We start from the raw sequence: 16,528 nt of genomic DNA on the forward strand, positions 1-16,528 counted from the left end.
TCATTCCGCCGGATCGAGCAGGGCGGACGCCGCGGCATGATCGGCCTCGGCGCCGGTCGTCAGCGCATAGAGCGCATAACCGAGCGGCGAGGCGTCCCACAGGTGCCGGGCCTGCGCTGCGAGACCCGGGTAAATCCGGCCTCCGGCCACCGAGTAGGCGTCGAGCGCGGCCTGCAGCATCTCCTCCCCTGCGGCGCCGTACTGAGCGGCGAAGTCCCGGGCCGGATCGTCCACGCGTGCCGTGGTCCAGTCCAGAACTCCGGTGATCGCACCGCCGTCCCTGAACAGGATGTGTGCGGGGTAGATCTCGCCGTGGGTCATCACCGTGTGATCAGGCCAGCACGCGTCGTCCTCCAGCCAGGTCTGCCACGCCCCGGCCAGCGCCGGGGCTACCGTGAACTCCGCGCTCACCCGGGCCACGTCATCCCGCCATGCCTGGCGCACCTCGTCGGGTGACCGGATCTCCACGCCGGCCGTCGCCGCCTCTGCGGCTGTCACCGAGTGCAGGCGGCCCAGGAGACGCCCCAAGCGTGCGGCGTAGTCCGGGCTGGCCGGGTCCATGTGCCAGATAGGTTCCCCGGCCTCGGACAGGGTCAGGCCCGGGGCCCCGGGGAGCGCCGGGTAGGCGATGAGCTCCGGCCTGCGAATCCGCCAGTCCGGCACCTCGATCCCGTCCAGGCCGAGAACGGGCGAGACGAGCTCGAGGATCGCCACCTCAGCTGCCATGCCCCGGGCGACATCTTCGCGTCGCGGGATGCGCAGCACCCAGACCTGACCGGCTTCGTTCGAGGCCATCACCACCCGGTAGTCGAGACCGGCTTCGCTGACCGTCGCGCCCCCGGCGGACAGGCACAGGCCATGGGAGGCGGCCAGGCTCAGTGCCTCATCGAGCGTGTTCATAGGCGCACCGTGTCACCGATTCAGCCGCGGAAGCCACCGTTTTTCCGCCGCCCCCACGCTCGGCGTCGCGATTCATGGGCACTCCTCATGGACAGAGCTCAGCCCAGGCCGTCGCGCTCCGCTTTGTCACGGCGCCCCCTCTCCGGGGTGCGTAGCTCAGCCACCCTAGGAAGGTGCTCGGTCAACTGCCGCAGCTGCAGCACGGTGAGAGACTGCACCGGTGACCTCTCCCCCGGGCCGGACGATCAGCGCGCTGTGGCGTTCCTGCCATCCGGGCCCCTCTCTGGTGGTCACCGCGCTCGCAGCCGCGCTCGCGATCGCCGCCGAGATTGAACTCTGGCGCACGGTGCTGCTCACTCTCGCCGTCTTCGCCGGCCAGCTCTTCGTCGGCTTCTCGAACGACGCCTTCGACGCGAGGCGTGACCGCGAGGTCGGGCGAGACGACAAGCCCCTCGCCCGAGGCGAGATCACCGTGCACACCGTCTGGGTCGCAGCGCTGTTCTGCCTGCTGCTCGCGCTGGGGCTCTCTGCGCCATTGGGCGTCGGGCTGCTGACCGCGCACGCGCTCGCCCTGGCCTCGGCCTGGTCGTACAACGCGACGCTGAAGGCGACCGCTTTCTCGATCGCGCCCTTCATCCTCAGCTTCGGGCTGTTCCCCTCCTTCGCCACGCTCACCGCAGAGCCGTCGCAGTTCGCGCCGATGTGGGCCTGGGTGGCCGGCGGTGCCTTCGGTGCAGCCGTGCACCTCACCAACGTGCTCCCCGACCTTGATGATGATGCCCGCACCGGCATCCGCGGCCTCCCCCACCGCCTCGGTGTGCGGCCCTCGGTGGTGCTCGCTGCCACCGCCGTCATTGCCGGTGCCATCGCCGTGTTGATCGGGCCCGCCGGCGCCAAGGCCGCAGAGGTCAACACCACCTCTTGGCTCTTCTTCGGACTGATCAGCGCCGTGGCGCTGCTGGCTGTCGCCCTGGCCTTCGCCGGGCGATCGAGCCGGATCCTCTTCCGGCTCATCATGCTCGCAGGCCTCCTGCTGGCCGCCCACCTGGTGACCACGGGCAACGCCTTCGCCGGTTGAGGGGACCATGGGAACAAGCTCCCGCCGGGGAGGTCAGCTCACCTCGGTGAACCACGCTCCGAGTCCTCGAAGGACATCCGCCCGTCGCCAGAGAGTCGTGCGCCCCGGAGGGCATCGCGCACGCCGGCGCGCACACTGGCGCGGATCACCCAGTACATGACGTACGCGAACACCGCGAAACACACGATGCTCATGAGGAATGCGGTGTTCGGTCCCATCCGCAGACCCTATTCACCAGCACGATCGATCGCCACCACCGTGGTCTCGACCCGTCTTCGCGCGGGCGACCGATGGCCAAGCGTGCGGCGGGCTACCGTGAAGGCATGGATGCGGCATTTCGGTACGGCGGTGCGCTCGCTCTCTTCCTCGTCTTCTGGCTGCTCTTCAGTGCCACGGGCAACGGAACGCTGGGGCTCTACGTGGGCGGCGGCGCGGCGCTGATCTGGCTAGCCTTCGGGCTGCTCGTGGGCCGCAAGCAGCTGCGCGAGGCGCGTGCCGTCCGCAGGCAACAGGACGAGCAGACCCCCTGAGACTCCCCGGGCCCGAGTCGGGGTCGGTTCAGGGCTGTACCTGATACCGCCCTCCGATCCAGCGTCATAGCGTCCCAAACACGAGGCCGGCACCGTGCCGGCGTCGTCGAAGGAAGACGTGATGACGCCACAAGACGCCGGTCGGGTCAGACCCGCAGCACCCGCACATACGCTTGGAGTAGGGGGCCACAATCGGCCCTGGGGCGGACGCCGAACGCACGGGCACGACCCTAGCCTTCCGAACATGGAACTCCCCGGCCCCGCCGCCGACGCAGGGACCTCCGCCACGGCAGCGGACCGCCCGTGAGCGGCGCTCTCGCCATCATCCTGGTGGTGCTTGCCTCGGTGGCCTTCGCCGGCGGAGCCATCGCCCAGCATCGTGCTATTCGCCTCGACCAGCGCTCCCAGCCCCGGAACGCCCTGTCATGGCACCAGCTCACCGGCCTGTTGTCCAACCCTCGCTGGCTGATGGGTGTCCTGCTGATGGCGGCCGCGGCCGCCCTGCACATCACCGCACTCTCGATGGCTCCGGTCAGCCTCATTCAGCCCATCGGTGTCCTGGCCGTTCCGTGGTCAGTCCTGCTCGCCATTCGCCTCTACGGCCACCGCACCTCGGCCCAGCTCTGGATGGCAGTAGCCGTCACGCTGGCGGGGCTCGCCGGCTTCACGATCCTCGCGAGCACCTTCACCACCAGCACCCACACCGCCCCCGACCTCTCGCTCCTGGCCTGGTCGGTGGTGCTCTGCGGTGGCACAGCTACCGCCCTGGTCGCACTCAGCCGCAGTGCCCCGTCGCTGCTGCGGTCCTTCGCCTGGGCGGCCGGCGCCGCCGTGCTCTTCGGCCTGGTCTCCGCACTGCTGAAGTCGGTGCTGGTCATGTACCACGCCGGAGCGAGCCTGCTCTCCCCCGCCGTGCTCCTCACCGGGCTGGCCATCGCCGGCGCCGCTGCCGCGGGTGCGTGGCTGACCCAGCAGGCCTACGCCCTCGGCCACCCCGAGGTCGTGGTCGCCGCACTGACCACCATCGACCCCGTCGTCGCCGTGGTCTACGGGCTGGTGGTGCTGCACGAAGGCGCCAATGTAGGCGTGCTCGTCATCGTCGCCTTGGCCGTCTTCGGTGCAGTGGCGATCGCCGGCGTGGCAGGGCTCTCGCGGCACCATCCCGAAGCTGTTAAGCATCGCTCCCTCCCTCTCCTCCCATCCGGTCTCACCGAAAAGCAGGGCTGACCCATGAGCATTCTCGTCTCTTCCCCCACCACGCCACGGGTCGCCGTGGTGAGCGACTACACCCTGGTTACCCTCGGCGGCGCGGAAACCGCCTTCACCCAGCAGGCCGGCGCTCTGGCCGCGGTCACCGATGTGTTGGCCATCTGCCCCGACAGCGCGGCACTGAGCGCTCTGGCCACTCATCCGCGAATCACGGCGGTGCCGGTGCCGGTGGCCTTCACCGTGCCGGCTCTCGGCTTCCCCGTCGCCCGGCACACACCTCAGCTGCGCGGGGTCATCCGTGCGGCCCTCGCCCGGGCCGGCACCGATGTCGTGCACGTGCACTCGGAGTTCGGCATCGCGGCGGCCGCCATCGCCGCGGCGCGCGAGCTGGGCATTCCGGTCGTGCACACCGTGCACACCTTCTTCTGGCAGGCCGGGGTCGCCATGCAGCCGCTGCTCGCCATGGGGGCACCCGCCTTCCATCACGCCGTCACCGGCCTGCCGCACCCGGCCCGGCGGCTGGCGGAGCGCAGCGGAGACTCCGCGCTGCGGAACATCACCCTGGCCACCGGGTTGGCGGCCGATCGCGTGATCTCCCCCTCCGCGCATCAGGCACAGCGGCTGCGCGCGGCCGGGCTCACGCATGTCGACGTCGTCCCGAACTCCGTGGCCGGCAACCCCGCCGCACAGCCCGTGACCAGGATCGATGGGCCACTGCGCGTGCTCTGGAGCGGCCGCTTCGCACCGGAGAAGCGCATCCTTCCTTTCCTGCGAGCCGCCAGTACCGCCATCGAGCGCGTCGGCCCCGAGCGTCTGCAGGTGGATGTGCTGGGAGCCGGAGTGCAGTTCGCCGCTGCGGAACGCCTCGTGGCCCAGCGCCCCGGGCCCCGGCTCCACGGAAGGGTGCCGAACGCCGACGTGCCCGCCTGGCTGGCGCGCAGCCACATGAGCGCTCTCACCTCGGTCGGCTGGGACAACCAGCCCATGACCGTCGCGGAATCGCTCATGGCGCTACGGGGCGTCCTGTGGTGTGACCCCGCCCTGACAGAAGGTCTGACCTTGGCTGGTATCCCCGCCCTCCGAGCCAGCGAGGAGGAGCTCGCCGCACGGCTGGTCCAGCTCGCTCTCGATCCCGCCCCGGTGATCGCCGCCTCCGCCGCTGCCGCACAGGCCCGCCAGCTCTTCTCGGCCGAGGAGTTCACCCGCTCGATCGTGCAGAGCTACCACCGCGCCGGCTTCCCAGACCTCGTCCTCACCTCCGGAAGGTGATGATGGGTCCTCCTCGGCACCGACACCTACCCACCCACGGTCAACGGCGCGGCACAGTGCACCCAGCGCCTCGCCCGCGGCCTCGCCGCCCGGGGCCACGAGGTCCACGTCATCTGCCCTTCTCCCACCGGGCCGGCCAGCTTCCTCCTGGGCGCCGACCAGGTGCGCGTGCCTCACGTGCGATCGGTGCGCAGTTCCCGATACCCCACCTGCCGGCTTGCCAGCCCGGGTGGCCTCAGCACAGCATCGAGCGCACCCTCGCACGCTTCGAGGAGCTCTACACGCGCCGCGTGCCCGCCGTCGAGCGGAGGGGACGACAGCTCCTCAGCGCCTGAGTCTGGGAGCAGTCAGGCGCTGTGCCTGAGTCTGGGAGCAGTCAGGCGCTGTGCCTGAGCCCAGCGAACAGTCAGGCGCCGCGACGAGCCCGGCGCTGGGCCAGCTCGTCCTGCACCTCGGGAGTGCGCTCGGGGTCCACGCGTTCGGTGGGCAGTTCGGCGAGGCTTCCCTCCACCTCACGCCACACGCGGCCCACCGCGATCCCGAAGACGCCCTGGCCGCCCTGGACGAGGTCGATGACCTCATCGGCTGAGGTGCACTCGTAGACCGAGGCGCCGTCGCTCATCAGAGTGATGCCGGCAAGGTCATCCACACCGCGTTCCTTCAACGAGGTGATGGCCGCGCGGATCTGCTGCAAGGACACACCGGTGTCGAGGAGGCGCTTGACCACCTTGAGCACGAGGATGTCGCGGAAGGAGTACAGGCGCTGCGTTCCCGAACCGGAGGCGCCGCGGATGGTCGGCTCCACCAATCCGGTGCGGGCCCAGTAGTCGAGCTGGCGATAGGTGATCCCGGCCGCGCTGCAGGCCGTGGGTCCGCGGTAGCCGGTGTCCTGATCGAGATCCGGGAGATCGTCCCCGAAGAGCATGCCCTGAGCGCGCTGGGGGACTCCCCTGCCCGCGTCCGCCGTTGCGTCGGTGCTCACTTCGGGCTCCTACTCGTCGTCACTGCTCGCTGGTTGCCCCGCGAGGCCTCTTCGAAGACTACTCGCTCTCCCTGACACCGAGACGGTGTCCGCGTTGGGACTCTCACAAACTAGGGCCGCGAGCAAGCCCGGTCAACGAGGCGCACCGGCGATTTCACTCGCGTGTCGTACTCGGCGAGTCTCAAGGTCACGTTGAGGTGAAGAAGTCACGAACTGGCGTGTCGGAGCAGCAATCACTCCGCGTCGTCGGTATTGAAGTCCTCGGGCTCGACCTCGTCGAGAAACGAGCGGAAATCCTCCACCATGCGCGCCCGCATCTCGTCGTCCACCGCACCGAGATCCTCCGGCCCCTCCCCCTCGGCAGGCGACAGCGCGCTGGTGCCCCACTGCTCCCCCGCTTCCAGCCCGGCTTGCGACGCCGGAAGGCCGGCCTCACGCAGCAGATCCTCATCGCAGAGCACCGGAGCCTCGGCACGCAGCGCGATCGCGATGGCATCCGAGGGCCGGGCATCCACCACGTGCCCGCCGCTGAGCTCGATCTCGGCGTAATAGATGCCCTCGTCCATGCCGGTGATCCGCACCTCGACCACATCGGCGCCGAGCGTCTCCATGATGGTGACGAGCAGATCGTGCGTCTGGGGCCGCGGCGGGACCATACCCGCCTGCGCCGCGGCAATCGCCGCGCCCTCACGGGGGCCGATCACGATGGGCAGCACCCAGGCATCGGCGCCACCGGGCCCAGCGAGGACAACCACCACCTCGTTGCTGGGGATGGACAGCCGGACCCCGAGCACCTCCATCTCCTCCATGGGCTCACGGTAGCCCCCGGTGCCCCCGTTCCGCTCTCGTGCAGTGGCAGCCGGGGCCGGGGCTCAGGCGGGCTTGTCCACTGGCAGCCGGGGCCGGGGCTCAGGCGGGCTTGTCCACCTCGGCGCGCAGCAGCTCTGCGTGCAGGGTGGCGTAGAGCTCTGCGAGCTCGCGGGCCCGAGCCGCGGCGCGCTCGCGGTCTGCACCGCCGCGCCTCGGCGGGCTCACGGTCTGCTCGATGGTGTCCGCCGCGCGCTCGGCGGCCGTGCGCACCCGGCGCAGTTCGCGGGCACCGATGCCGTGCCGATTCAATGCCATGGCGGCCTGGACGATCGCCACGGCACGCCCGGCGAAACGGCCCGGGCGGAGGGCGTCGAGCAGCCCGACGCGCTGCATCTCCTCCAGCTCAGCTTCGGAGCATCCCGTCAGGTCACACAGCTCACGCGCGCTGACCTGACCGCTGGGCCCCGGGGCGAGCAGCTCCCCATCGCTGCTGACCATCCGGGCGCGCTGGGCCGGCTCGGCGGAGTGACCGGCATCGAGGTCGGCGAGCTGCTCGCGGATCACCCGCAGGGGCAGGTAGCTGTCGCGCTGCGCCACGAGTGCATAGCGGATGCGCTCGACGTCGGCGCGGGAGAAGCGCCGGTACCCCGAGCCGGTGCGGTGCGGAGTCACCAGTCCCTGGTCCTCCAGGAAACGCAGCTTGGAGATCGTCACCGCGGGGAACTCGGGTTTGAGCGTCTCCAGGACCGTGCCGATGCTCATCACCGGGGTGCGAGGGAGATCGAAGGGCCAGCCGCCCGCTTCACCGGCGGGAGCTGCCGGAGCGTCAGCCGTGTGCGCGGCGGCGCTCGGGGCGGTGCTCGCCCGTTGTCCTGCGGTGCTCACGTGCGGATCAGGCCTCGCCAGCGCCCTGAGGGCTGGGGTGATAGGTCAACCGGTACTTACCGATCTGCACCTCATCACCGGCGCGCAACACCACCTGTTCGATGCGCTCCCGGTTGACGTACGTGCCATTGAGCGACCCGACGTCACGCACCTCGAAGCCGCCGTCCTTCACCCGGAACTCCGCGTGCTTGCGCGAGACGGTGACGTCGTCGAGGAAGATGTCGGAGCTGGGATGACGCCCGGCTGTGGTGACCTCGGTGTCGAGCAGGAAGCGCGCACCCGCATTGGGACCGCGCTGGACGAGCAACAGGGCGCTGCGCGCAGGAAGGCCGTCGACGGCGGCCGCTTCCTCGCTGGTCAGGCCCGGGTGGTGGTGCTCCTGCGGGCTCGCGGCAGCTTCGTGCTCCGCGCTGATCGCGCCGAAGTGCGCGGTGGTGGTGGGGTCGGTCCGCTCCGGAGGGCGGCCGGCATCCTCCGGCGACTGTGGGCTCGTCATGGGCCTTCCTCCTCATCGGTGCGACGGGCAGACGCCAGATGGCTCAGCCCGTCCTCAGGATAGTGGCTCACGACACCTCCGCGGCACGCACGGAGGAGTCGCTGTGCGCCCCGCGCACGATACGCCAGGTCTGCTCGGTGTAGACAAAGGCGGCGAACCAGTAGAGACCGATCCCCCACAGCGCACAGGCCCACCCGAACACCCAGGCCAGCTCACCAGCGGTGCCCTCCAGCGAACCGAGCAGCAGCAGAGGGAAGGCATACATCAGGGCGAAGGTGCCCGCCTTGCCGGCCAGGTGCACCGGCAGTGGGCCATAGCCGTGACGGCGCAGGGCGGGCATCAGGCCAAGCAGGACGAGATCACGTCCCACGATCACCACCACCAGCCACCAGGGCACGAACTCGCGCCAGGCCAAGCCGAGCAGAGTGACCAGGATGTAGAGCCGATCGGCGGCCGGGTCGAGCAATTGCCCCAGCCTCGAGATCTGGTTGAAGGCCCGGGCGATGACGCCATCCACCCAATCGGTGAATCCCGCCACCACGAGCACCACGATCGCAGCGATGTCGCGCTCGGTGAAGATCAACACCGCGAACACCGGAATCAGCACCAGCCGGAACATGGAGATGATGTTGGGAACGGTCCACACACGATCGCCGATCGTCTCAGGTGCCGCAGTGTCGTGTCCCACACGTAGAGCGTAACCTCGCAGGATGCGCTTCGGACTCTTCATTCCTCAAGGCTGGCGTTTCGACCTCGCCGGCGTTCCCGAATCCGACCACTGGTCCACGATGTCCTCCCGGGCTCAGCGCGCGGATGCTCAGCCGGCCTGGGAGTCGATCTGGGTCTACGACCACTTCCACACCACGCCTGTGCCCTCGGAGGAAGCCACGCACGAGGCCTGGTCCCTCATGGCCGGGCTCGGAGCCGCCACCTCGCGCGTGCGGCTCGGGCAGATGTGCACGTGCATGGCCTACCGGAACCCGATGTATCTCGCCAAAGCGGCGGCCACGGTGGACCACATCAGCGGCGGGCGCTTGGAGATGGGCATCGGCGGGGGCTGGTACGAGCACGAATGGCGCGCCTACGGCTACGGCTTCCCTCGCGCCGGGGTGCGACTGAAGATGCTGGACGAGGGGGTGCAGATCTTCCGGCAAGCCTGGAGCGAGGGCGTGGCCACCTTCGACGGCGAGCACTACCAGGTCGACGGCGCCATCTGCCGGCCCCTGCCCCTGCAGAAGGGCGGTATCCCGTTGTGGATCGCCGGCGGCGGGGAAAAGGTGACCTTGAAGATCGCGGCGAGGTACGCGCAGTACACCAACTTCGACGGCACGCCGGAAGGCTTCGCGCACAAGAGTGAGATCCTGCGCGAGCACTGCCGCGAGGTCGGCACCGACTTCGGCGCGATCACCCGCTCCGCGAACTACAACGTGATGATCGGCGCGGACGAGGCAGAGCTGCGTGAGCGCGAACAGGAGTTCGCGGCGCGACTGGGCCAGCACCTGAGCGACGAGCAGCTCGCAGGTCAGGTTTCCGGCTACCAAGGCATGCCGGCCCACGGCACTCCGGAGCAGATCGTGGAGAAGCTCACCGAGGTCAAGAACCTGGGCATGGAGTACGGCATCTTCTACTTCTCCGACGCCGCGTACTCCACCGGGCAGATGGAACTCTTCGAGCGCGAGGTGCTCCCCCACCTGGCCTAGAAGGGCGTGTCCCTGGCCGAGAACAGCATGTCCCTGGCCTAGAAGAGCGTGTCGGCCTCGGCCTGCTGGTGAGTCGCTCCAGCCTGGTCGCCGGACTGACTCCCGGCGTCCCCGGCCAGCATCGCGGCGACGTCGGGGAAGTCGGCCTGGCCGGCCTGCGCGCGCTGCGCTGCCCCGACGGCGAGGGCGTCCGCCCGCTCGTTGTGCACGTCCCCGGCGTGGCCCCGCACCCATTCGAAGTCGGTGCGCCCCGTTCGGGACTCGACCAGCTCGAGGATGCCGCGGATCAGTTCGAGGTTCTCGGGCCGTTTGCCGTCACCCTTGCGCCAGCCGCGGCGCCGCCAGCTGGGAGCCCAGGTCGTGATCACCTTGATGGCGTACTGGGAGTCGGCCCGGATCAGCACATCGACCTCCGGGCCGAGGTGACGCAATGCCTGACGCACGGCAAGGAGTTCGCCGATGTTGTTGGTGCCCCGGGCCAAGGATCCGGAGCCGCACTCCTCGCTGACCTGATCCACCCATCCCCAGCCGGTCGGTCCGGGATTACCCAGGGCCGAACCATCGGTGGCCACGATTCGCACGGGTGTGCCTGCAGGGGAAGCGCTCATGGGGCACGATCGTTGCATGGATTCTGCTGCTCCCGCGATGTCCGCCTCCCCCGGCTCGGTCCGCCCGAGCGGAGCCGGCACGCCGCCACCGGCGCCCCGCGTGGAGCTGGAGCGGGTGCATGCCGTGGCACGGGCGGCCGAGGACGCCATGTGCTCGGTGATCGAGGGCAAACGGATGGCGGTACGCACCACTCTGACCGTGCTGCTCGCCGGCGGCCATCTCCTGGTGGAGGACGTGCCCGGCGTGGGCAAGACCCTCCTCGCCAAGGCCCTCGCGCGCACTGTCGGTTCCAGTGTGAACCGGATCCAGTTCACCCCGGACCTGCTGCCCTCGGACGTCACCGGCGTTTCGGTGTTCCACCAGGACACGCACCGCTTCGAGTTCCGGCCCGGGGCGATCTTTGCCAACGTCGTCGTCGCGGACGAGATCAACCGAGCCTCGCCCAAGACCCAGTCGGCGCTGCTGGAGGCCATGGCCGAGGGACAGGTCTCCGTCGACGGCGAGACCCACGGCCTGCCGGAGCCGTTCCTGGTCCTCGCCACCCAGAATCCCATCGAGATGGAAGGCACCTATCCCCTGCCCGAGGCTCAGCGGGACCGCTTCACCGCACGCGTCTCCATGGGGTATCCGGACCGGCAGTCCGAACTGCGCATGCTCGCCCACCACGGCGCCGCCGACCCTCTGGCCGATCTCGCCCCGGTGACCACGCCGGAGGAGGTGGCCGGCCTCATCCGCGCCGTCTCCACCGTGCATGCCTCAGAAGCTCTGCAGCGCTACATCGTGGATCTGGTGACCGCCACGCGCGAAAGCCCCCGCCTGCACCTGGGGGCCTCCCCGCGCGCCGGCCTGCAGTTGCTCCGCACGGCACGCGCCCACGCCGCTCTCGCGGGCCGCGAGCACGTCCTGCCCGACGACGTGCAGGCCCTGGCCGTGGCCGTGCTCGCCCACCGCGTGGTGCTCGGTTCCGACGCGGAACTGGCCTCGTTGCGCGCGGAGAAGATCATCGCCGACCTGGTCGCAGGCGTGCCGGTACCTCGGTGAGTCCGTCCTCGAGTTCCGGCGTGGCCTTGACCAGGCGTGGCTGGGCCGTGCTCGTCAGCGGACTCATCCTCCTGGCGGCCGGACTCGCTCTCGGGCTGCCCGAGCTCTCACGGGCCGGACTACTCCTGACGGTGCTGCCACCCCTGGCGCTGACCCTGACCTGGCTGATGCGCCCCCAGGCGGACATCCGCCGCACCGTCTCCCAGGACACCCTCAGCCAGGGAGAGTCCGCTGAGGTCACGGTGGGGCTCACGATCACAGGCTTCTGGCCGCAACCGGCGCGCGAGGTCATCGAGGATGTCCCGGCGGCACTGGGCGAGCGGGTCCGCTTCGCCATTGCGCCGATCGAGCCCCGTGGGCGCGCCCGGGCCGGCTATACCGTCACCGGCCGGCATCGCGGCGAGTACGCCCTCGGCCCCGCGACCGTCCTGCTCAGCGACCCCCTGGGCCTGAGCCGGGGACGCGCGATACCCGAGCAGGCACGCCCGGCTGAGCCGGTGAAAACCGGCTTCACCCGCGAGCCCGTGGACCTGGGATCTCCACACGCCTGCGTGCTCGTCTTGCCCGCTGTGGTGCCGCTGGCGCAGCTACCGCGCGGCCTGTCCGGCGGCAGCGGCGTGCGGCCCATCCCGGATCAGGCTGCGGCCTTCGAGGCCGACGACGTCACCACCCGCACCTACCGTCATGGCGACGAGATCCGCCGAGTGCACTGGCCGGCCACCGCTCGTCGCGGGCAGCTCATCGTCCGCCAGGAGGAGCGCCCGACCCGCCGGCGTGCGGTCCTCGTCTTCGACGACCGCCCCGGCCGCCTGAGTCCCGAGGACCTCGAGTGGGGTCTCAGCGCCCTGGCCTCCGCCGGAATGCTGCTCGCCGGCCAGGGCCATCTGCTGCATCTCGTGACCGGCGCGCGCCTGTCCGCCGGCGAGGCCGGCCAGGCCCTCACTGCCGATCAACTCCTCCGCCTGCTGGCACGCCTGGGCCCAGGACCACGTGCCAGCGCCGGGCTCGCCACCGCCGTCCAGCGCCTCGACGGCGACCTCGTGGTGGCGGCCCTGGGCGCCAACGAGGAGGACGGCGCCTGGCCATGGCGCGATCTGGTTGCTGCGGAGACCGGTATCCTCCTGGGCTTGCCCACCGTGCGCCGCGCCCCCTTCCCGGCATCCCGCCTGCGGCAAGCATCGGCACACGGCTGGCGCGCCGTCGCCGCCGACCACACCGACCGGGTGGAGGACGCCTGGCATGCGGCGCTGCGCAGCAAACCGGGCCGCGCGTCCACACTGGCCGGTGCGGGCGATGTGGCCGGTGCCGGCACGGTGGCCGCTGCCGGCAGCGCCGAGGTCACAGAGGTGCCGCCACCCGGGGAGACGCGATGAGCGCCCCGCCTGCCTCGCGCGCGGTGGCGCCCGGGCCCACGTCGTCACCGTCTTCCTCGCGGTCCTCGCCGAGCGCAGGCTCACCGGCTGAGGCTGCCGGGGCAACCTCGCGGCCGTCGGCGCCCAGGCGCGCCCGCGTGGTCTCCGCCGTCCTGAGCTTCCTCGCGGTGATGGCTGCGACGTGGCCGGTCACCCGGCTGATCGACGGTGGCCAATGGTGGAGCACCGGCTTGCTGGCGATGCTGGCGGTGTCGATCACCGGGATCGCCACCCGTGCGTTGCGCGTCCCCCAAGCGTTAGTGCTGCTGCTGCAGCTGATGGCCGGGTGGTGGGCGCTCATGGCGCTCGTCTCGCCCGGTTCGCTCGCCCTGTACCTACCGCTGGCCGAATCCGGCCGCGCCGCCCATGCACTTGTGCTCCAGGGCGCCGACATCATTCGCTTCAACGCCGTCCCCGCTCCGGAAGGCCCGGGGCTGACCTTCATCGTGGCGGCCCTGCTGGTGCTGTGCGGTTGGGCCGTGGATGCCCTCGCCGCCACGCTCCGCGCACCGATCCTGGCCGGCATCCCGCTCCTCGCCGTCCTCGTGGGTACCGGCTCGAGTGCCGGCGTGGCCATGCCGCCGCACTACTTCGTCGTCCTCGCACTGGCCTGGCTGCTCCTCCTGGTCACGCCGACGCCACGGGGAGCGCCGGGTGCGCGTCCCTCCGCGATCGCGCAGTCCGCCGTCCTGGCGCCGGCCGCGATAGCGCTGGCGGTCCTGGCGCCGAGCCTGCCGCATGCCCATCCGCCCGCCCTGCTCAGCGGAGAGGGCTTCGGGACCGGGAGCGGCTCCACCGCCGGCTCCGTGCAGTTCACCGGCACCCTCGACCTCTCCCGGGATCTGCGTAACGACTCCGATGCGCCGGTGCTGCGCTATGAGGAGACCGGGGCGTCCGGGCCGATGCGGGTTCTGGCGGTGCACCGCTACGCAGATGGCGGGTGGAGCCGGGACCTGGGTGCGGGCAGCCAGCCCTTGCCCGAGGTGGTGGAGCGTGAGGACGTGGAGCGAGGCTCCTGGCAGATCGAGGTGCAGGAGAGCAATCTCGGGGCGCCGAACCTCGCGCTCCCCCACCCGGTGACCTCCGTGGATGCCTCAGGAGTTGCGCTCCAGCTCGATCCGCGCACGGGCACCGTGAGCGCGGGCCAGTCCGTGGAGAGTTACAGCGCGGTGGCCACCCCGCCTGAGGGCACGTTGCCCGCCGATGTGGGCACAGGCGAGCCGGTCGACGCCGAGGAGGAGCTCCGGCGCGTGGACGAGGCCACGGGCGAGACGGTGCGCGACCTCCTGCAGGAGGTGCTGGGCGAACGCTTCGACGATCCCGACCCGGCCGCGCTGAATCAGATGGAGATCGCCGAGGCGATTCAGGCACACCTGCGCAGCAACACCTACACCTACTCCTTGGAGCTCGCCCCGCCCACGGAGACCACTGATCCCGGTGAGGATCCGCTCGCCCACTTCTTGGCCACCCGCACCGGCTACTGCACCCACTTCGCCACCGCGATGGTGATGATGTCGCGGGCTGCGGATATCCCCGCGCGTCTCGCCATGGGGTTCATCCCTGGCGAGGAGGGTGAGGACGGCGTCCGCACGGTGGTGGCTTCCGACGCGCACGCGTGGCCCGAGCTTTACATCTCCGGCCTGGGCTGGACGGCCTTCGAGCCGACACCCGGGATCCGCGCCGGTGACGCGCCCAGCTTCCCTGTGGCAGGGACGCAGGACGACCCCGAGCCTGCCACAGAGGAGGACGAGGACGTGGCGGAGCCTGAGGCTCCCGAGCTCCCGGAGGAGCCGGAAGCCCCGGAGGAGGACGAGGACACCGGTGCCCTGCCCGGAACGGCCGATGATGCCTCGGGCACGCCGGTGTGGCTGTGGGTCTTGGCGTTGCTCGCCTCGGCGGTCATGCTTGCCGTGGTGCCGGCAGCCGGACGGCGCTTCCGGCTGGCACCGCTGCACGCCGCCTCCGATTCCGCGGAGCGGGTCGAAGCGCGCTGGGAGCAACTGGTCCGTTCACTGCACGACGTCGGGATCGCCCCGGCCCCGCAGCTCACCCCTCGGCAGGCTGGACGCCGATACGCCACCAAGCTCGGCGGCGCCGCAGAGGTCACCCACGTGATCGGCGTGCTGGTGGCGCATGTGGAGTCGGCACGCTACGGCGCGGGCGTTGAGGCGACGGCGGCACGAGAGTGCGGCCCGGCTGTGCGAACCGTGATCACCACAGCCCATGCCCGGCTCAATTGGCGTCAGCGCATCCGGGTGGCGCTCTGGCCGCGGAGCGGGCGGACGGGGATCGCCGAGGCGGCTGATCGGATCGTGGGGCGCCGGAGCGGTCGACCTCGGGCGGCCGTGTAGGAGAAGGCGGTGAGCACTTACCTCTGGATCATCTGGGCGTTTGTGCTCACTCATCGTCGTTCCCAGGACCGTGGAGCGTGGCTATTCCGACGTCGAGTGAGCACAATCGCGAGAAGTGGCGCGAGCCAGCGGCGCCTTGCCCCGCCGCCGCCAGCTCGGCGCCCCCTACCAGCCGGTCACGGCGCGGTGGCGCTGGGCGACACCGGCGGTGCCGTAGGGGTAGTCGTCCGGCTCTGGCGCGCTGGCCTCGGTGAGCACCTGCCTCTCGTCCTCGGAGAGCGTCAGGTCGGCCGCGGCGAGGTTGTCCTCGAGCTGGCTGATCTTCCGCGCGCCGAGGATCACCGAGGTCACCGCCGGCCGGCCCGCCAGCCACGCGAGTGCCACCTGCGACTGCGAGACGCCCCGGGCCTCCGCGACCTGCTTGAGCGCATCGAGAACCCGCCAGGTGCGCCGGTCGGAGTTCCGGGCCTCCCAGGCCTCCATGCCACGCTTCGGATCCTCCCCGAGGCGGGAGGCGCCGGTGGGCTCGACGTCGCGCTCGTACTTCCCGGTCAGCCAACCACCGGCGAGCGGGGACCAGGGCAGCAGTCCGATCCCGGCGTCGAGCGAGGCGGGGATCACCTCATGCTCGATGTCCCGCACCAGCAGGTTGTACTGCGGCTGCAGCGTTACCGGCGGGGTGTAACCGCGCGCGTCGGCCACGTGCACCGCCTTGGTCAGCTGCCAGCCGAGGTAGTTGGAGAAGCCGTAGTAGGAGATCTTGCCGGCACGGACGGCGTCGTCGAGGAAACGCAGCGTCTCCTCCACAGGCGTGACGGCGTCCCACGCGTGCATCTGGTAGAGGTCGATGTGCTCGACGCCGAGGCGGCGCAAGGAAGCATCGAGGGCGTCTCGGAGATGCCGGCGGGAGAGGCCGACGTCATTGGGCCCTTCCCCCATCGGGAATCGACCCTTGGTGGCAAGCACCACCTGCGAGGCCTCGGTGGGGTGCTCCTTCAACCATCGCCCGATGATCTCCTCAGAGACGCCGCGGGAGTACACGTCTGCCGTGTCGAAGAAATTGCCGCCCGCCTCGACGTAGGCGTTCATGATCTCGCCCGAGGTGGCTTCATCGGCCTCCGCGCCGAAGGTCATCGTGCCCAGTGCGTGCACGGACACCAGCGTTCCGCTGCGCCCTAGAGTGCGGTATTCCATGGGATTCCTCCGGCCTCTCGACGGCGACCGCCCGGCTGTGCCAGCGGTCAGTGACACGGGCG

17 protein-coding genes and 1 pseudogene are annotated in these 16,528 nt (G+C 70.5%); 9 read left to right on the forward strand and 9 right to left on the reverse strand.

Annotated elements, in window-relative coordinates; genetic code table 11:
• Entirely contained in the window at positions 1 to 900 is a 900-nt protein-coding gene (locus tag EDD31_RS14190) for a macrolide 2'-phosphotransferase (protein ID WP_123304738.1), read from the reverse strand.
• A gap of 220 nt (positions 901 to 1,120) precedes the next feature.
• On the opposite strand from EDD31_RS14190, the gene EDD31_RS14195 reads away from it, so the two are divergent.
• On the forward strand, positions 1,121 to 1,978 hold the full coding sequence (locus tag EDD31_RS14195; RefSeq protein WP_245991236.1) for a UbiA family prenyltransferase: 858 nt from the start codon (positions 1,121 to 1,123) through the stop codon (positions 1,976 to 1,978).
• A gap of 38 nt (positions 1,979 to 2,016) precedes the next feature.
• On the opposite strand, the gene EDD31_RS14200 is transcribed toward EDD31_RS14195, so the two are convergent.
• Positions 2,017 to 2,196 (reverse strand): hypothetical protein, encoded by a 180-nt coding sequence (locus tag EDD31_RS14200; protein WP_123304740.1) that lies wholly within the window; start codon positions 2,194 to 2,196, stop codon positions 2,017 to 2,019.
• A gap of 105 nt (positions 2,197 to 2,301) precedes the next feature.
• Between EDD31_RS14200 and EDD31_RS14205 the strand changes: the two genes are divergently transcribed.
• From EDD31_RS14205 to EDD31_RS14220, 4 genes and pseudogenes are all read left to right on the forward strand, one after another.
• Complete coding sequence (locus EDD31_RS14205) at positions 2,302 to 2,508, forward strand: hypothetical protein (RefSeq protein WP_148058966.1); 207 nt, start codon at positions 2,302 to 2,304, stop codon at positions 2,506 to 2,508.
• A gap of 303 nt (positions 2,509 to 2,811) precedes the next feature.
• Complete coding sequence (locus tag EDD31_RS14210; RefSeq protein WP_123304745.1) at positions 2,812 to 3,735, forward strand: DMT family transporter; 924 nt, start codon at positions 2,812 to 2,814, stop codon at positions 3,733 to 3,735.
• Positions 3,736 to 3,738: 3 nt separating this feature from the next.
• Positions 3,739 to 4,986: a glycosyltransferase family 4 protein gene (locus tag EDD31_RS14215; protein WP_123304747.1), complete on the forward strand. Its 1,248-nt coding sequence runs from the start codon at positions 3,739 to 3,741 to the stop codon at positions 4,984 to 4,986.
• Between the two features lie 99 nt (positions 4,987 to 5,085).
• A pseudogene (locus tag EDD31_RS14220) lies at positions 5,086 to 5,379 on the forward strand (hypothetical protein); the annotation flags it as partial.
• Between the two features lie 13 nt (positions 5,380 to 5,392).
• Here the strand turns inward: EDD31_RS14220 and EDD31_RS14225 are convergent.
• The 5 genes from EDD31_RS14225 to clsA all read right to left on the reverse strand — a co-directional run bounded on the left by EDD31_RS14225 (position 5,393) and on the right by clsA (position 8,847).
• Positions 5,393 to 5,911, reverse strand: coding sequence for a MerR family transcriptional regulator (locus EDD31_RS14225; protein WP_123304749.1), 519 nt, complete (start codon positions 5,909 to 5,911; stop codon positions 5,393 to 5,395).
• Between the two features lie 290 nt (positions 5,912 to 6,201).
• Entirely contained in the window at positions 6,202 to 6,777 is a 576-nt protein-coding gene (locus EDD31_RS14230; RefSeq protein ID WP_245991238.1) for a bifunctional nuclease family protein, read from the reverse strand.
• Positions 6,778 to 6,877: 100 nt separating this feature from the next.
• Complete coding sequence (ftsR, locus tag EDD31_RS14235; protein ID WP_245991240.1) at positions 6,878 to 7,663, reverse strand: transcriptional regulator FtsR; 786 nt, start codon at positions 7,661 to 7,663, stop codon at positions 6,878 to 6,880.
• A gap of 7 nt (positions 7,664 to 7,670) precedes the next feature.
• Positions 7,671 to 8,159: an FHA domain-containing protein gene (locus EDD31_RS14240; RefSeq protein WP_123304751.1), complete on the reverse strand. Its 489-nt coding sequence runs from the start codon at positions 8,157 to 8,159 to the stop codon at positions 7,671 to 7,673.
• Between the two features lie 67 nt (positions 8,160 to 8,226).
• The gene (clsA, locus tag EDD31_RS14245) at positions 8,227 to 8,847 is read right to left on the reverse strand and encodes a cardiolipin synthase ClsA (protein ID WP_281270451.1); all 621 of its coding nucleotides are present in this window, start codon (positions 8,845 to 8,847) and stop codon (positions 8,227 to 8,229) included.
• A gap of 22 nt (positions 8,848 to 8,869) precedes the next feature.
• Between clsA and EDD31_RS14250 the strand changes: the two genes are divergently transcribed.
• A complete protein-coding gene (locus tag EDD31_RS14250) occupies positions 8,870 to 9,859 on the forward strand; it encodes an LLM class F420-dependent oxidoreductase (RefSeq protein ID WP_123304755.1) in 990 nt (329 codons plus the stop codon).
• 38 nt (positions 9,860 to 9,897) lie between these two features.
• On the opposite strand, the gene EDD31_RS14255 is transcribed toward EDD31_RS14250, so the two are convergent.
• The gene (locus tag EDD31_RS14255) at positions 9,898 to 10,467 is read right to left on the reverse strand and encodes a ribonuclease H family protein (protein ID WP_170163314.1); all 570 of its coding nucleotides are present in this window, start codon (positions 10,465 to 10,467) and stop codon (positions 9,898 to 9,900) included.
• A gap of 16 nt (positions 10,468 to 10,483) precedes the next feature.
• On the opposite strand from EDD31_RS14255, the gene EDD31_RS14260 reads away from it, so the two are divergent.
• The 3 genes from EDD31_RS14260 to EDD31_RS14275 all read left to right on the forward strand — a co-directional run bounded on the left by EDD31_RS14260 (position 10,484) and on the right by EDD31_RS14275 (position 15,272).
• On the forward strand, positions 10,484 to 11,509 hold the full coding sequence (locus tag EDD31_RS14260) for an AAA family ATPase (protein WP_123304759.1): 1,026 nt from the start codon (positions 10,484 to 10,486) through the stop codon (positions 11,507 to 11,509).
• A 20-nt stretch (positions 11,510 to 11,529) separates the two neighbouring features.
• Positions 11,530 to 12,882 (forward strand): DUF58 domain-containing protein, encoded by a 1,353-nt coding sequence (locus EDD31_RS14265; protein WP_123304761.1) that lies wholly within the window; start codon positions 11,530 to 11,532, stop codon positions 12,880 to 12,882.
• A 137-nt stretch (positions 12,883 to 13,019) separates the two neighbouring features.
• Positions 13,020 to 15,272 (forward strand): transglutaminase TgpA family protein, encoded by a 2,253-nt coding sequence (locus tag EDD31_RS14275; RefSeq protein ID WP_148058967.1) that lies wholly within the window; start codon positions 13,020 to 13,022, stop codon positions 15,270 to 15,272.
• A 165-nt stretch (positions 15,273 to 15,437) separates the two neighbouring features.
• Here the strand turns inward: EDD31_RS14275 and EDD31_RS14280 are convergent, their stop codons facing one another.
• Entirely contained in the window at positions 15,438 to 16,466 is a 1,029-nt protein-coding gene (locus EDD31_RS14280; protein WP_123304767.1) for an aldo/keto reductase, read from the reverse strand.
• Positions 16,467 to 16,528: the final 62 nt, after the last annotated feature.

Origin of the sequence: Bogoriella caseilytica, assembly GCF_003752405.1 — a bacterium.
GTDB classification, from domain to species: domain Bacteria; phylum Actinomycetota; class Actinomycetes; order Actinomycetales; family Actinomycetaceae; genus Allobogoriella; species Allobogoriella caseilytica.

Bases quoted from the DNA above. Each gene is read 5' to 3' on its own strand.
- EDD31_RS14225 (WP_123304749.1), bottom strand. From the start codon at position 5,911: ATGCTCTTCGGGGACGATCTCCCGGATCTCGATCAGGACACCGGCTAC.
- EDD31_RS14255 (WP_170163314.1), bottom strand. From the start codon at position 10,467: ATGAGCGCTTCCCCTGCAGGCACACCCGTGCGAATCGTGGCCACCGAT.
- EDD31_RS14190 (WP_123304738.1), bottom strand. From the start codon at position 900: ATGAACACGCTCGATGAGGCACTGAGCCTGGCCGCCTCCCATGGCCTG.
- EDD31_RS14240 (WP_123304751.1), bottom strand. From the start codon at position 8,159: ATGACGAGCCCACAGTCGCCGGAGGATGCCGGCCGCCCTCCGGAGCGG.
- EDD31_RS14250 (WP_123304755.1), top strand. From the start codon at position 8,870: ATGCGCTTCGGACTCTTCATTCCTCAAGGCTGGCGTTTCGACCTCGCC.
- EDD31_RS14200 (WP_123304740.1), bottom strand. From the start codon at position 2,196: ATGGGACCGAACACCGCATTCCTCATGAGCATCGTGTGTTTCGCGGTG.
- EDD31_RS14205 (WP_148058966.1), top strand. From the start codon at position 2,302: ATGGATGCGGCATTTCGGTACGGCGGTGCGCTCGCTCTCTTCCTCGTC.
- EDD31_RS14215 (WP_123304747.1), top strand. From the start codon at position 3,739: ATGAGCATTCTCGTCTCTTCCCCCACCACGCCACGGGTCGCCGTGGTG.
- EDD31_RS14260 (WP_123304759.1), top strand. From the start codon at position 10,484: ATGGATTCTGCTGCTCCCGCGATGTCCGCCTCCCCCGGCTCGGTCCGC.
- EDD31_RS14280 (WP_123304767.1), bottom strand. From the start codon at position 16,466: ATGGAATACCGCACTCTAGGGCGCAGCGGAACGCTGGTGTCCGTGCAC.
- EDD31_RS14230 (WP_245991238.1), bottom strand. From the start codon at position 6,777: ATGGAGGAGATGGAGGTGCTCGGGGTCCGGCTGTCCATCCCCAGCAAC.